Source organism: Sulfurovum xiamenensis, assembly GCF_030347995.1.
In the GTDB taxonomy this organism is placed as follows: domain Bacteria; phylum Campylobacterota; class Campylobacteria; order Campylobacterales; family Sulfurovaceae; genus Sulfurovum; species Sulfurovum xiamenensis.
Window position 1 is genome coordinate 98157 of sequence record NZ_JAQIBC010000003.1, and the last position, 13752, is coordinate 111908.

General features: G+C 42.3%; 15 protein-coding genes. 11 read left to right on the plus strand and 4 right to left on the minus strand.

Going from position 1 to position 13752, the window contains the following annotated elements:
- Positions 1–28: 28 nt before the first annotated feature.
- From PF327_RS06080 to PF327_RS06090, 3 genes are all read left to right on the plus strand, one after another.
- A complete protein-coding gene (locus PF327_RS06080) occupies positions 29–301 on the plus strand; it encodes a DUF4389 domain-containing protein (protein ID WP_008245766.1) in 273 nt (90 codons plus the stop codon).
- A 93-nt stretch (positions 302–394) separates the two neighbouring features.
- Entirely contained in the window at positions 395–715 is a 321-nt protein-coding gene (locus PF327_RS06085) for a hypothetical protein (protein ID WP_289401728.1), read from the plus strand.
- A gap of 9 nt (positions 716–724) precedes the next feature.
- Complete coding sequence (locus tag PF327_RS06090; RefSeq protein WP_289401729.1) at positions 725–2050, plus strand: MATE family efflux transporter; 1326 nt, start codon at positions 725–727, stop codon at positions 2048–2050.
- A gap of 38 nt (positions 2051–2088) precedes the next feature.
- On the opposite strand, the gene PF327_RS06095 is transcribed toward PF327_RS06090, so the two are convergent.
- Entirely contained in the window at positions 2089–2781 is a 693-nt protein-coding gene (locus tag PF327_RS06095) for an SDR family NAD(P)-dependent oxidoreductase (RefSeq protein WP_289401731.1), read from the minus strand.
- Positions 2782–2912: 131 nt separating this feature from the next.
- Between PF327_RS06095 and PF327_RS06100 the strand changes: the two genes are divergently transcribed.
- Both PF327_RS06100 and PF327_RS06105 read left to right on the plus strand, forming a co-directional pair.
- Positions 2913–3164 carry a hypothetical protein gene (locus PF327_RS06100; RefSeq protein ID WP_008245752.1) on the plus strand — a complete coding sequence of 84 codons (252 nt, stop codon included), beginning with the start codon at positions 2913–2915 and terminating at the stop codon, positions 3162–3164.
- A 3-nt stretch (positions 3165–3167) separates the two neighbouring features.
- Positions 3168–3680 (plus strand): shikimate kinase, encoded by a 513-nt coding sequence (locus PF327_RS06105; protein ID WP_008245751.1) that lies wholly within the window; start codon positions 3168–3170, stop codon positions 3678–3680.
- A gap of 224 nt (positions 3681–3904) precedes the next feature.
- On the opposite strand, the gene PF327_RS06110 is transcribed toward PF327_RS06105, so the two are convergent.
- Positions 3905–4126, minus strand: a complete 222-nt coding sequence (locus PF327_RS06110; RefSeq protein ID WP_289401734.1) for a hypothetical protein — start codon at positions 4124–4126, stop codon at positions 3905–3907.
- A gap of 57 nt (positions 4127–4183) precedes the next feature.
- Between PF327_RS06110 and PF327_RS06115 the strand changes: the two genes are divergently transcribed.
- Together PF327_RS06115 and tkt are read left to right on the plus strand one after the other, a co-directional pair.
- Positions 4184–5032 (plus strand): polyprenyl synthetase family protein, encoded by an 849-nt coding sequence (locus PF327_RS06115; RefSeq protein WP_289401735.1) that lies wholly within the window; start codon positions 4184–4186, stop codon positions 5030–5032.
- Between the two features lie 10 nt (positions 5033–5042).
- A complete protein-coding gene (gene tkt / locus PF327_RS06120) occupies positions 5043–7031 on the plus strand; it encodes a transketolase (protein ID WP_289401736.1) in 1989 nt (662 codons plus the stop codon).
- A gap of 44 nt (positions 7032–7075) precedes the next feature.
- On the opposite strand, the gene PF327_RS06125 is transcribed toward tkt, so the two are convergent.
- Both PF327_RS06125 and PF327_RS06130 read right to left on the minus strand, forming a co-directional pair.
- A complete protein-coding gene (locus PF327_RS06125) occupies positions 7076–7753 on the minus strand; it encodes a hypothetical protein (RefSeq protein ID WP_289401737.1) in 678 nt (225 codons plus the stop codon).
- Positions 7753–9084 (minus strand): MFS transporter, encoded by a 1332-nt coding sequence (locus PF327_RS06130; RefSeq protein WP_289401738.1) that lies wholly within the window; start codon positions 9082–9084, stop codon positions 7753–7755. The genes PF327_RS06125 and PF327_RS06130 overlap by 1 nt, the downstream gene beginning before the upstream one ends.
- A gap of 153 nt (positions 9085–9237) precedes the next feature.
- Here PF327_RS06130 and rdgB point away from each other — a divergent pair, with 153 nt between their 5' ends.
- The 4 genes from rdgB (at position 9238) to PF327_RS06150 (ending at position 13749) form a co-directional block, all read left to right on the plus strand.
- Positions 9238–9831, plus strand: a complete 594-nt coding sequence (rdgB, locus tag PF327_RS06135; protein ID WP_289401740.1) for an RdgB/HAM1 family non-canonical purine NTP pyrophosphatase — start codon at positions 9238–9240, stop codon at positions 9829–9831.
- Positions 9828–11663, plus strand: a complete 1836-nt coding sequence (gene ciaB, locus PF327_RS06140) for an invasion protein CiaB (protein WP_289401741.1) — start codon at positions 9828–9830, stop codon at positions 11661–11663. Before rdgB ends, ciaB begins: the two co-directional genes overlap by 4 nt.
- A gap of 130 nt (positions 11664–11793) precedes the next feature.
- Positions 11794–12903 (plus strand): pyridoxal-phosphate-dependent aminotransferase family protein, encoded by a 1110-nt coding sequence (locus tag PF327_RS06145; protein WP_289401743.1) that lies wholly within the window; start codon positions 11794–11796, stop codon positions 12901–12903.
- A complete protein-coding gene (locus PF327_RS06150; protein WP_289401744.1) occupies positions 12904–13749 on the plus strand; it encodes an ATP phosphoribosyltransferase regulatory subunit in 846 nt (281 codons plus the stop codon).
- Positions 13750–13752 lie beyond the last annotated feature (3 nt).

Here is a 13752-nt window from a genome sequence, read left to right on the forward strand (position 1 = left end):
ATATAATCAAATCAAAAAGGGAGTCAAGATGGAAGAGATCGAAACGAATGAGCGTGAAAAACCGGGGATCGCAAGGGCAGTCTATATACTTTTATATCTGATCATAGGCAGATTTATCTCTATGGTGCTTTTTGTGGTCGCCATCACCCAATTTATTTACACTTGGCTGTCAGGTGAGCCGAATGAAAAGATCTTACAGTTTACAGAGGGTTTATCAGAGTACGCAAAACAGCTTGTCTCTTATGTAGGATTCAATTCTGATGAAAAACCATGGCCGTTTGGTGATTGGCCGGATGTGTAGCAAAACTTTAGGGATTGAAAAATAGTTCTATGTAAGATATTGAAGTAAACGGTGTGCTATAATTCCGCAAAGATATTATAGAGGAGCACTTATATGCAGTACTACAACGATGAACAAAACAAAGCAGGTGCCAAAGTGTTCTTTATGATTGCACAGATGGTAGTGCTTGTTATGGTCTACATCATCATCTATACCTCTTTCGTGGCTGTAGGGTATGCCATAGAAGAGTATGGTATGAGCCCGCTGATGTACTTTCCTGTGTTTGTAGCACTGGTCATTTTTCCTATTCTCCTTTATAAATATCGTCAAATGTTCAATGCAGGCAAAATGATGGGTGCTTTTATATGGACGATGGCTACAGCGTCACTGATCATCGTGCTACTTTATGTCTATGTTGCACAGATCGTAGGGTAACCTTTCTCTTTGATACGATTCTTCCCTAAAAAACACCAAAAGATACTCAAGCTTTCACTCCCTGCTGCAGTGAATTCCCTGTTGGATATGCTGCAAGTGATCACAGACCTTATCATGGTGGGGCGTATTTCTGCTTTTGCCGTGGCAGCGGTAGGACTGGGACTGCAGTCGCTTATGTTCTTGTTCGCGATGCTTTCTTTGCTTCATATAGGTACTTCAGCACTACTTTCCCGTTTTGTTGGAGCAGGGCAGATGAAGCGTGCTTCAACGGGACTTTCAACCCTGCTTCATTTTGTGCTTTACATCTCTTTGCCTCTGATGGTTTTTTGGTACTTTTTTGCCTCAAATATCTATGTATGGTTTGGCACAGCAGCTGAGGTGATCAGATTGGGTGAGGAGTATGTACAAACATTGACATGGATGCTTCCTTTTGTATTTGGGAAACTAGTTTTTGTGACGGCACTGAACTCGGCAGGTGACACAAAGACACCTATGATGATCAAGATAGTCTCTATTGTGCTCAACGTATTTTTAAACTATCTTTTGATCTTCGGTAACCATGGGTTTCCAGAGTTAGGTGTGATGGGTGCAGCGGTAGGTACCGTGATAGTCAATGTCCTGGAACTGATCGTCTATATGGTGCTCTATCTTAGACATAAAACACCTTACATACCTGCATGGCACTACTCTGGATCTCTTTTAAAACGTGCACTCAAAGTGGGTATACCTGCTTCCTTTGAACGTTCTTTGACATTTGGAAGTTTTATGCTGTTTACGGTGATCATTGCACAATTTGGTACAGAAGTATTGGCAGGTTATCAGATAGGGCTGCGGGTAGAAGGATTGGCTTTCATGCCGGGCATTGGCTTTACCATTGCAGCCATGGCACTGATGGGACAGGGTTTAGGGGCTAAAAAGCCTGAACAGTCCAGAGAGGATGTCATTCTTGTACTCAAATACACCGTGGGTTTCATGTTCTTCCTCTCTTTCTTTATGATCTTTATGCCTGAGAAGATCGTATGGCTCTTTACTGATGATGCACAGACCATTGAAGAAGCGAGTCTTTATTTGCGTATTGTGGGATTGTCACAAATTCCTTTGGCTTATAATTTTGTTCTCTCTGGTGCCCTGCGAGGCGCAGGAGATACCAAGCGAACGTTGAAGATCAACCTTATTTCTGTCTGGCTTGTCCGTATCATCCCTGCTTTTGTGTTGAGCTGGTATTTTGATTCTATCTTACTGGTCTATCTTGCAATGATATCCGATACGTTTGTCAAAGCGACATGGCTCTGGAGGACCTTCGATAAAGGTGAATGGCAAAAGATCAAAGTCTAAATGATCCATTGCACACTAGATCATTTTTTACGCTTATTTTACATGGTCCTTATATCTAAAAAACTTCCACTCTCATACGCTAGAAGTTTGGGAAAAGTAGCGATGAGATTTTCGGCTGCTTTCTCAGGTGTTTGGATAGGATTTTCTTTGAGTCTTTTGGCCGAGGGGAATAGGGCATCATCGACTTCTTCTATGATATGCTCAACCATAGGGGTACGGATGACACCAGGTGCCAATGCAGTAAAATGGATCTCCGGTAACTCTTTGGCATAGACACTGAGTAGCATATTGAGACCTGCTTTAGAAAGTGAGTAGGCGCCCCAACCTATAGATCCATTCACTGCAGCACCTGAACTGATACCTACAATCTGTTTGACCTGTGCATGGGCTTGGAGGGTATCTATGAGTTCTTTGTTCGCCCAGACATTGACCTCCATCACTGCTTTGGCATCCATGAGATCAGTCTGAGAGAGAGTCTTTATATCACCTAAAACCCCTGCATTGAGGATCACTAGGTCAAAGGAACGGTGTTGAAGAAACTCTGTGAGTGTAGACTGGATCATGAAAGTTTCACTTAGATCATAGGGAAAAAAGAAAAAGTGAGGATAATGGTCAAGTTTTTTGGGTATGGTTTTCCCTATAGCATAGACATTGTCGCCATTTTCCAAATATTTTTCAGCCAAAGCTTCACCAAGCCCTGAACTCACACCCGTGATCAGTATGTTTTTCATCACTCTCATCCTTTTGTAATATATTTGCCATTTTGATATGATATAATTATATCAGAAAGTAAAAGTCCTATAACACATAATGAAAATATGATGCTTGAACGGGATCTATCTAATCAAAAAAAAGGAAAGCAATGAGCAACAAAAGCAATAAAGAAGTCAAAACTCTAGATCAAAGAATTGAGCGTATTTATAAAATGGCAAAAGAACATTTTGGTGAAGTACGTTTTGTTGGGATCAAAAAACATACCAAGATCGGTTGGGTCGCTAAGATACAGTTCGATGAGTTTGAATCTCTTGTTGCTGAAGGTGAAGATGCGGTGGAGGCATTGAAAAATCTGCGTAAACGTCTTTCAAGAATTATAGACCGTTACAATATGGTATAAACTTTGAAAAAGAATATTATTCTCATAGGTTTCATGGGTGTAGGTAAAGGTACCACCGCCCGTGCATTTACTAAAAAATATGGTACCTATATCATAGATACAGATGATCTGATAGAATCCAAAGAGAACAAAGAGGTCAAAAAGATATTTGAGAAAAAGGGTGAAGCGTATTTCAGGGCACAAGAACAGGTCACTGCCGATTGGATAGAGAAATGCGTGACAGGTACGCTTATCTCTTGCGGTGGTGGTTTTTACAAAGTGAACAACCTTAAAAAATTGGGCACGGTGGTGTTGCTTGATGCTTCCTTTGACTGGATACACAACCGTTTGAAAACAGCAAAAAACGCTAAATCAAAACTTGCGAAACGCCCACTTTTTTCAGATGAAAAAAAGGCTAAGAAACTCTATAATGAACGTGAAAAGGCATACAGAAAAGTGGCAGATGTGATCATTGATGTCGAGAAGCTTACTTTAGAGGAACAGATTGCGCAAATTGCCAAAAAATGTAAGGTGTAAAGTTTATTTGATTGACTAAATTTCCTTTAGGTTTAACTTGTGGCGTTGTTTCTCTCTTCATTTTTTTAAAAAAAACGAAGCAAAGTTAGCAAATGCGGTTCACGTAGTGAAAACTTCTTTAGAAAAAAGCGTCGTGGTTCTCGATGTAATCCCGCAGGAACGAGGACAATCGCTTCGCTTACAAGGGCGTTCGCCACGACAGAAGTTATGAATAATAAGGTGTGTTACTTATTATTTTGTAAACTCCAGTGATCCAGTCCTTTATAGGCAGCGGTCAGTAAAGCGAAGATAAGCATGGTACTCCCCATGCAGTAGGGTGCCTGTTCTATAAATGGGGCCGGTGATTGTGAAATGCTAAAAATAACATATCCCCACACCAAAAAAGCGATAAAACCTAGTAACCGCTTGCTCCATGTGATAAGTAAGAGTGATGTTTCTTTTTTCATATGCTTATTTTATCCAAATTTGATATAATTTCAACAAATAAACTTCGAAGGTATAAATTGCAACGATTTGAAACGTATCTAAACGAAAATTTACCAAAAGTCCCAAGCTTTCATCCCGTATATGAAGAAGCACTGGGTGTGATGCTGACTGCAGGTGGAAAACGTTTTCGTCCTATGTTACTTCTAAATATCGTTGATGCCTATGAACCGATGCTTTATAATGGTGCTTTACCCGTAGCACTTGCACTTGAAATGTTCCATACCTATTCTCTGATACATGATGATCTGCCTGCGATGGATGATGCAGATCTGCGCCGTGGACATGAGACGCTACATAAACGTTTTGATGAAGTGACGGCTATACTTGCGGGGGATGCACTTAACACGGATGCTTTCTATCTCATCTCTAAAGCACCATTGCGTGCAGATGTGAAAATAAAACTTGTAGAGTTGCTTGCACGTGATGGAGGAAGCCGTGGTATGGTACTTGGACAAGCTATGGACTGCTATTTTGAAAACACACCATTGGATATAGAACAGGTAAAAACACTGCACAAGAACAAAACGGCAAAACTCATCGCTACCTCCATGCAGATGGGAGCCGTTATCGTAGGACTTGAGAAGAGGGTACAGGATGCCCTCTATGATTTTGGTATCGATCTGGGATTACTTTTTCAGATACAAGATGACATTATAGATGAGACGCAGAGTGAAGAAGAGGCGGGAAAACCCACAGGAAATGACAGCGATAAAAATAGCTTTGTCAATCTTTTAGGACTGGAGAAAAGTGTTGAAGAAGCAAATACTCTGGCAAAAGATTTACAAAGACGATTTGAAAGCTTTGATGAAAAGTTGCAAATGGCTTTACAACCCTTGATGAACACATACCTATACAGACATAACTAAAGGAATAACTATGGCAATGACAGAGCAGAACAAAATGCGTAAAAAGATGGCAAATACGATCAGATTTTTAGCGGCTGATATGGTACAAAAAGCAAATTCAGGACACCCGGGTGCACCTATGGGTCTTGCAGATATCGCAGTGGTTTTGAGTGAAAAACTGAGCCATAATCCTAAAAACCCAAAATGGCTCAACCGTGACCGTTTGGTTTTCTCAGGAGGACATGGTTCAGCACTGATCTACTCTCTTTTACACCTTTGGGGTTATGATGTAACGCTTGATGACCTGAAAAATTTCCGTCAATTAGACTCTAAAACACCGGGACACCCGGAGTATGGACATACGGAAGGCGTAGAGATCACGACAGGTCCTTTGGGACAGGGTATCGCCAATGCTGTAGGTTTTGCAATGGCAGAAGCCTATACGGCAAATCAGGTAAATTCTGAGACCTGTGAACTGATAGACCATAAAGTCTATTGTCTCTGTGGTGATGGTGACTTGCAAGAAGGTATCTCTTATGAAGCCTGTGCACTTGCCGGGCATTTAGGGCTTAAAGACATGGTACTGATCTATGACAACAATGAGATCACGATCGAGGGTGATACAAGTATCGCGTGGAGTGAAGATGTTGCAAAACGTTTTGAAGCACAGAACTGGAACGTGATTAAGATCAACGGACACTGTTATGATGACATTGAAAAAGCCTTAGAAGAAGTGCAAACAGCCACTAAACCTACGATCATCATTGCCAATACGATCATCGGTAAGGGTGCAGGTGATATGGAAGGGTCTCACCATACACACGGGGCGCCGCTAGGTGCCGATATCATCGCTGAGTCAAAGGCCAAAGAAGGTTTCGATCCTGAAGCATTCTTCCAGATCCCAGAAGATGTCCTTCTTAGATTCAGATGTGCCTTAGAGCAGGGTGAACTTGCAGAGAAAGAGTGGATACATAGACAAAAAGAGGCACCGCTTATCGAGCAGAACGAAGCATTGGCTAGACTGCTTAACCCTGATTTCTCTGCGATCGAATTCCCGGATTTCTCCGGAGATAAAGCGATGGCAACAAGAGATTCAAACGGTAAGATTCTTAATGCCATTGCAACAGCGGTTCCTTCTTTTATCGGTGGTTCAGCAGACCTGGCACCGTCGAACAAAACAGAGTTGAAAGATCTCGGGGATTTCCCTAAAGGAAGAAACCTTCACTTTGGTATCCGTGAGCACTCTATGGCTGCTATCACGAATGCGATGGCACTCTATGGTACGACGATCCCATTTAATGCAACATTCTTTGTATTCTCTGATTATCTTAAGCCAGCAGCACGTATCGCAGCATTGACAAAGATTCAAAACTTCTTTGTTTGGACGCATGACAGTATCGGAGTAGGGGAAGATGGCCCTACCCATGAGCCTATCGAGCATATGTCACAGTTTAGAGCATTGCCTAACTTCTATGTATGGAGACCGGCAGATGCTACGGAGAATGTGGAAGCATGGAGAACAGCACTGACCATGAAAGCACCACACGGTTTTGTATTAAGCCGTCAAAAGCTTGAAACACTCAAACCAAAAAGAGATTTCGGTGATGTAAGCAGAGGTGCCTACATCGTCAAGAAAAGAAAAGATGCGAACTTTACGCTGATGGCTTCAGGTTCAGAGTTGATGCCGTGTCTAAAGGCAGCATGTCACCTGGCTGTACTTGGCATTAAGGCAAACGTGGTTTCTGTACCGTGTCTTGATCTCTTCAATGAGCAGGATGCAGCGTACAAGGCAGCAGTCATTGATCCAAATACCAAAGTGCTTGCTGTTGAAGCAGCAACAGGAACAGAGTACTACCGTTATGCAGATGATGTCCTTGGTATGGAATGTTTTGGAGCATCTGCACCGGCAGAGCAACTCTTTGAGAAGTTCGGATTTACGCAAGAAGGCATCATGAAGCGTGCATGTAAATTGATGGATGTAGAGTATAGAGAAGTTGAGCTTGGAGAGTGTAAACTCTAAGCTCCCTGAGAATTTCATATCCTTTTCGTTTAAAACCTCGGTTTTTATTTGGGTGGGCATACAAAGTAACGCATATTGATACTTTGCAATGGTGTGCTCCACCCTATGTAGTAGCTTTTTTCTCCATTTTTTACAACAGTGTAGTCTTCTTTAAAATAGTGTTTGAGCACAGTTTCTATAGATGTATTTTGACCTACGGTCTCTGCTATCCAGATAAAGGTCAGTTTTTTTAATTGATGTACCTCTTTTCTCTTTCGGATGATCGCACGTAAAGAGGCTTCCGCTTCACACTCTGTCGTATCGTGAGACAATACAGTGACATCAATAAGCGCTTCCAGACCATTGACACTTTGAATTTTTTTCCAGTAGTCATGTTTGAATTTATTGAAAAATGTTGGTTGAGGAATGGCTTTACTATGGGTAACGATGTAGTTGACCCTTTGGATGTAATTAGGTGCATGTGAAACAATCTGTTCAATCTGCGTATCGTCATAGTCACCAGGGGTAAAACCCTCTGAATCTATCAGGTTTTTTTGTGTGAAAAACTTAAGAGATGAGGGGTCGGTGATCCTGGTTTTTTCATGGACTACAGCGACAGGATAGTCTTTTTGACATCCATAGTGACTCTCATTAAAGAGCAGATGTAATGCATCTTTTATCTGTATATTCGAAGGCGTATGTCTAAGTGCCTCCTGGAGCTCTTTAATAAGTGGTGTAAGCATTAACTCAACATCCCTCTGATCTCATCTTCATCTATGAGGTCTTTTTCATATTTGATAACAGCGATGTTCTCTGTTTCATTCACATAACTCTCTACAATCGCTTCATGACTCTTCAGGGAAGCCACCCTTTCGCGGTCAAAAATGTCTAAAGAAAGATAGACATTCCCTCTGTTGTTTGGGTTTGGCATGGTCGCTACCCAGATGAACCATATTACAGAAATGATTGCCACCACAACGGCAAGTGTGGCTCTGTCATAGTGCTGCATGAGCCAACCTGCAAGCAGACCACCCAGGAAGATACCTACATAGGCAAAAGTATTGGCTACACCCAATGCTGCACCTTTCTGGTGGACTTTGGCAAATTTGGCCACAAAACTCTGCAGGAGAGGTTCGAACATATTGAATCCGATGAAAAAAAGCACGACACCCACGACAAAGACCCACGCAGAACTCGCAAATCCCATCGCAAGAAAACCAAAGAAGATCACAGAAACCGAGATCATAAAGACTTGTTTCCCCTTACCGTACTTCTCTCCAAATATTGCTGCAGGTGCCATAGCGAAGAAACCAAAGATCATCGCAGGGAAATAGACTTTCCAGAGTTCAGACTTTTCCCAACCAAAGCCGCCTTCAGTGAGCCCCTGTGTCATCACGACTGGAATGATAAAAAATGCCATGGTCATAATAGAGGAATGGAAAAGAAACGTAATGTACATACGTGTCAGAGATCTGTCTTTAAAGACCTCTAGCATCTTGGATTCCTCTTCTTCATAGCTGTGAACGATCGTCGGAGGCTGAGGGACGGCAGTAAATAAAATACCTATCGCCATCACCGAAAGAATCGCAGTCAGCCAAAAGAGTTTGTCTATCCCCCAGTGACCACCCACGACAGGTGCAATGATCATCGCTGCGGCAAAGCTAAGCGCGATCGTTCCACCCATGATGGCCATAGCATGGGCACGCTGCTCCTCTTTTACCAGGTCTGCAACCATCGCTGAAACCACAGAACCGATGGCACCTGCACCCTGTAGAAAACGCCCGATAAGAAGCATGTAGATATTTTCACTCATTGCAGCGATCACGGAACCTATAATGAAGATGATCAGACCAAAAAGCAGGGTCTTTTTACGTCCTATTTTGTCACTTGCCAGTCCAAAAGGTACTTGAAAAGCGGCTTGTGTAAGTGCATAACCACCTACAACAAGACCTGCAAGGAAAGGTGTTGCGCCTTCCATGTCAAGTGCATAGATGGAGAGAACAGGAAGAACGATAAAGAGTCCAAAAAACCTCAATCCCACAATGAGACTGAGCGGCATGATCTGTTTAATCATAGTGATACCTCTATTTAGATAAAATTTCTCTCATTATATAACGAAATATTTAAGAGTAGATGATATAGGTGAAGATCTGTCATCTTATGTAAAAGAGGAAGCCTGAGTGGAAGGGATTTTCACACGGTTTCACTCTGTGAAAAGGAGACTGAAATGCGTATCGTTCTAGCGACAGGGAACAAAGGAAAACTACGTGAATTCAAACAGATGTGTGAAGATGAAGTGGTTGCTTTTTCTGAACTTTTAGGTGAATTTGATATCGTAGAAGACGGTGATACATTTGCTGCCAATGCACTCATTAAAGCACGTAAGATCTATGAAAAACTGGGTGAAGAGTATCTAGTGATATCTGATGACAGTGGTATCTCTCTGCCACTACTGGACGGGGCACCGGGTATTTACTCCGCACGTTATGCAGGAGAGGGTGCCACAGACAAAGAGAACCTCTATAAGCTGATAGAAGCGGTGAAAGAAAAAGGTTTGAAGTCTACACCGGCATATTATACGGCAGCGATCGCTATTGTCTCCAAATATGGAGAGTATGTGGTGCATGGATGGATGCATGGGGATGTCATAGATGAGGTAAGAGGCGACAAAGGGTTTGGGTATGATCCGATCTTCATTCCTGCAGGATTTGACAAGACTTTGGGTGAGTTGGATGATTGTGTTAAAAAAGCGATCTCACACAGAGCACAAGCATTGAAGTTGGCCAAACCGATCATACAAATGTTAAAGGGTAAAGCATGAAAAAACAGTTTATGGAAGATCTGCAGGTCATATATGATGAATTACAAAGCAGACAGGCCGATCTCAACCAATACTATGAACTATTGGATGAAACAAAAGGGCACGATCAAGCTTATAAGAGCGTAGAGGCATTTTTAACGCTTATTGGGTTACCGAGAAATAAAGACTCTGAAATGGCAGCGCTTACCCGTTTTGTGAATTTGCGTGAAGATGCGCTGGAACAAGTGTTGGAGAAGCAGGGCTGTTCTAAAGAAGAGATAGCAGTGAAAAAAGAGTTGGCCTATGGATTTACGAGTACGATGCACATAAACCGGCATGAAAATTTCATTGCATGGGTAGAGGAGAAGCAGCTTCTTACACCTTTTTATCGTGCGTTGATGTTGGGTGTACATCATGTTGGTCTTGCTATGAGCGTCTGGCAAAGCCACTGGACAGATCATATTCTTTACTCTGTGAACCTTGAGCTCAGTGAGATGTTTCACGGTGATGATGCAAAAGTATTTGAGATGCTTCAGAATGAGTCGCTGCTAGACAGAGACGAGAGCGGATCTATAGGAGACAGATCTTACTCTGTACTTAAAAAAGAGGACACTGGGTATAAAAGCATTGCCTATGCGGAAGCATTTCCTGAAGAGGTGGCACAAGTGACTACAGCACTTGAACAGCTCATTGCTCTTTTGAACCAATATAAAGATGATGTTTTTGATCAAAAATCAGAATGGATCGCCTATTTTACGGCGCTTAAAGTGGCTTTTACACATACGAAAACCGATGAACTCATAGGTAAATGGGCAGATGTTGATAGACGTTGGATGGCTATAACGACACCATTGCAGGTAGGGCATCCCTTAGAGTATTATGAAGATCATTACAGAAAAGCTGTGGCTCTGGAATGGGATCTGCGTATTGTCAATCCCAAATTGCAAGAGGGTTCAAGTACACGTAACAACATTAAACTTTTTGCCTATGAAATGGCAAAAAACTTTGGTAAAGAAGCCTTGCATACGATGAGTAAGAATCTTTTACAGGTGGATGAAACCCAGCTTTATATAGGTCAACCTGTCCTTTACTATGGAGCAGAGTTCAACGGTCTTTTCTCGGCACAGGTCGTACCGAATGATGAACAGGTTTCAACAGAACTTGGGAAAAAGATCTTTGCCTATGCCGATTTTGTCATGGAGTCCAAAAAATCCAAACCCATTATGAAACTTTCAGTCGAAACTATGGGTGAAGATTTTGTGAAGAAACAAAGAGAACTTATAGATACGGATCCTGACCTTTGGCAAGAGATCTACGATATCTCTACAGTAGGACATGAGTATGGTCATATCCTTTGGATAGATGAAGAGACGGAAAAAAAGATGAACCGCTCGGGACAGTTTAAAAATATCGAAGAGTTCAAAGCTACGGCAGGCGGACTGATGGCATTTTTCTCTAATGAGCGTGAAGCGCTGAAAACACACATTGTAGACGATGTGGTTTCACGGGCAGTGGGGCTTATGGCCTGGCGTGAGGTCGGTGAAGTTTTACCCTATTATTGTGAAGGATTGATCCATCTTGATATCCTTTTCAGCTCAGGTGTTATCACCTATGACGGAGAGATACGTATCGACTACAGCAAGTATGACAAGATGAAAGAATCCTATCAAAATGCCTATAGAACTTTAGCAGAAAACTATCTTTCAAAAGTAGATGCAACGCTCTATTTGAATACGTATGCGCGTAAAGAAAATGGTGTATATCTACCGGTAAAAGAGGAGATAAGATCATTTGTTGAACACTATTATGCAAGATATAAAGAGATAGGTCAGCAAACGATTACACTATCCTAAGAACTCAGCAGCAGGGAGTTCCTACTCTTCTGCCATTATTTAATTATTTTCCTTCACCATTCTCTAACCTCATTTTGGATATAATCCACGTAACTATGCCGTCATTAGAACGGTGAAAACGAGGATACTTATGCTACTTTTTACCCCAGGACCTACACCAGTACCGGAGTCTGTACGCCAAGCTATGGCAACACCTACGATACACCATAGAACACCAGAATTTGAAGCTATTTTTAAAGAAGCCCGTGAACGACTTTTAAAACTTCTTGGGATGGATGAGTGTGTGATGATAGCCTCTTCAGGCACAGGTGCAATGCAGGCATGTATGTTAAACCTGTGTAAGAGCAAGGCTTTGACGGTAAATGCCGGTAAGTTTGGTGAGCGTTTCGGGAAGATCGCTGATGCAATGGGAAGAGACAAAGTGGAGCTCAGCTATGAGTGGAATACACCTTGTTCAGTTGCCGATGTTGAGAATGCTTTGAATGAGAATGCGGATATCGATGCGATCTTTATACAGGTGTGTGAAAGTGCCGGCGGACTTCGTCATCCTGTAGAAGCGATTGCGAAAAGAGCCAAAGAGATCAACCCTGATATTATGATCGTAGCAGATGGTATCACGGCGGTAGGTGTAGAGCGTATTGATATCTCGAATATCGATGCATTGGTGACAGGAAGCCAAAAAGCGTTGATGCTCCCTCCTGGACTTGCGATGATCGGTCTTTCACAGGCAGCTGTAGAGAAGATAGGTAAAGGGGAAGACTACTACTTCAACCTTGCTTCAGAGATCAAAAAACAGCAGCAGAACACGACAGCATATACGGCTGCAACAACACTGATCATAGGGCTCAATGCTATCTTCGATGCGATCGAGGAAGAGGGTGTCGATGCTTTATATGCAAATACAGCAGCAAGAGCATGTGCAACACAGGCAGCACTGGAAGCGATAGGTTTTTCCATGTATCCTCAAACACCGGCACCATCTATGAGTACAGTGTTCGATGAAGATGCTGAACCTATACGTAAACTGCTTAAAACAAAGTATGGTGTAAATATGGCAGGTGGGCAAGACCACCTCAAAGGTAAGATATTCCGTATCAACCAAATGGGTCTTATCCCTGTCTATGAGTCTGCATGGGTAGTGAATGCTATTGAGTTGGCTTTGGCTGACCTCGGTAGAAGAGCGTTTGATGGTACGGCAGGCCGTGTTTTTAACGAAACGTATTTTGAGAAGAGTAACTAAATGATATTTGAACACGAGATCCCTAGTGGGAGTAGGCTTTATTTTGGACAAAGTGCCAAGATAAAAAGAGAGATAGAACGTATCGCCAGTGAAACATTGGAGACGCTTGGATTTGAAGAGATCGTTACACCGCTCTTCTCTTACCACCAGCATGAATGTTTCGAAGACCAAAAGCTCTTGGTCAGACTGAATGATGCAGAAAATCACGAAGTCACGTTACGTGCAGACTCCACGGCAGATGTGGTGCGTATCGTGACCAAAAGATTGGGGCGTAGTACAGAGTCAAAAAAGTGGTTCTATATCCAACCAACAGTGACGTTCCCGACAAAAGAGCAGTATCAGATCGGGGCAGAAGTGATTGATGGTACCTTTAAAGACATCGCAGAGACAACGACAACGCTTTTAAAGCAGATAGGATCCGAACCTGTGATGCAGATAGCCAATATCCGTATCCCGCATCTTTTAAATGAAAAATACGGGGTCTCTTTAGATGTATTGAAATCGATGCATGTGGAACAGATCATGGCGGCAGATCTGCCTTGGATCGAACAGCTTGTAAGAATCAATGCTGTCAGTGACCTTGAAGATCTTAACCCATTCCCTGATGACATCAAAGCGGAACTTGAAAAGATCAAAGAAGCCACAGATAAAGTAGCGTACAACAACATGGTTATCTCTCCACTCTTCTATGCGAAGATGAGATACTATGACTCTTTGACATTCAGAATGTTTGAAGACAACAGTCTTTTGGCAATGGGCGGAATATACACCATAGACGGCGTAGAAGCAGCAGGATTTGCACTCTATACAGATGAGTGTATCAGTAATAAAATGAACAGAGGATAAAGG

Coding starts and splice junctions, on each gene's coding strand:
- PF327_RS06080 (WP_008245766.1), top strand. CDS start 29: ATGGAAGAGATCGAAACGAATGAGCGTGAAAAACCGGGGATCGCAAGG.
- PF327_RS06085 (WP_289401728.1), top strand. CDS start 395: ATGCAGTACTACAACGATGAACAAAACAAAGCAGGTGCCAAAGTGTTC.
- PF327_RS06095 (WP_289401731.1), bottom strand. CDS start 2,781: ATGAAAAACATACTGATCACGGGTGTGAGTTCAGGGCTTGGTGAAGCT.
- PF327_RS06100 (WP_008245752.1), top strand. CDS start 2,913: ATGAGCAACAAAAGCAATAAAGAAGTCAAAACTCTAGATCAAAGAATT.
- PF327_RS06110 (WP_289401734.1), bottom strand. CDS start 4,126: ATGAAAAAAGAAACATCACTCTTACTTATCACATGGAGCAAGCGGTTA.
- tkt (WP_289401736.1), top strand. CDS start 5,043: ATGGCAATGACAGAGCAGAACAAAATGCGTAAAAAGATGGCAAATACG.
- PF327_RS06125 (WP_289401737.1), bottom strand. CDS start 7,753: ATGCTTACACCACTTATTAAAGAGCTCCAGGAGGCACTTAGACATACG.
- PF327_RS06130 (WP_289401738.1), bottom strand. CDS start 9,084: ATGATTAAACAGATCATGCCGCTCAGTCTCATTGTGGGATTGAGGTTT.
- rdgB (WP_289401740.1), top strand. CDS start 9,238: ATGCGTATCGTTCTAGCGACAGGGAACAAAGGAAAACTACGTGAATTC.
- ciaB (WP_289401741.1), top strand. CDS start 9,828: ATGAAAAAACAGTTTATGGAAGATCTGCAGGTCATATATGATGAATTA.
- PF327_RS06145 (WP_289401743.1), top strand. CDS start 11,794: ATGCTACTTTTTACCCCAGGACCTACACCAGTACCGGAGTCTGTACGC.
- PF327_RS06150 (WP_289401744.1), top strand. CDS start 12,904: ATGATATTTGAACACGAGATCCCTAGTGGGAGTAGGCTTTATTTTGGA.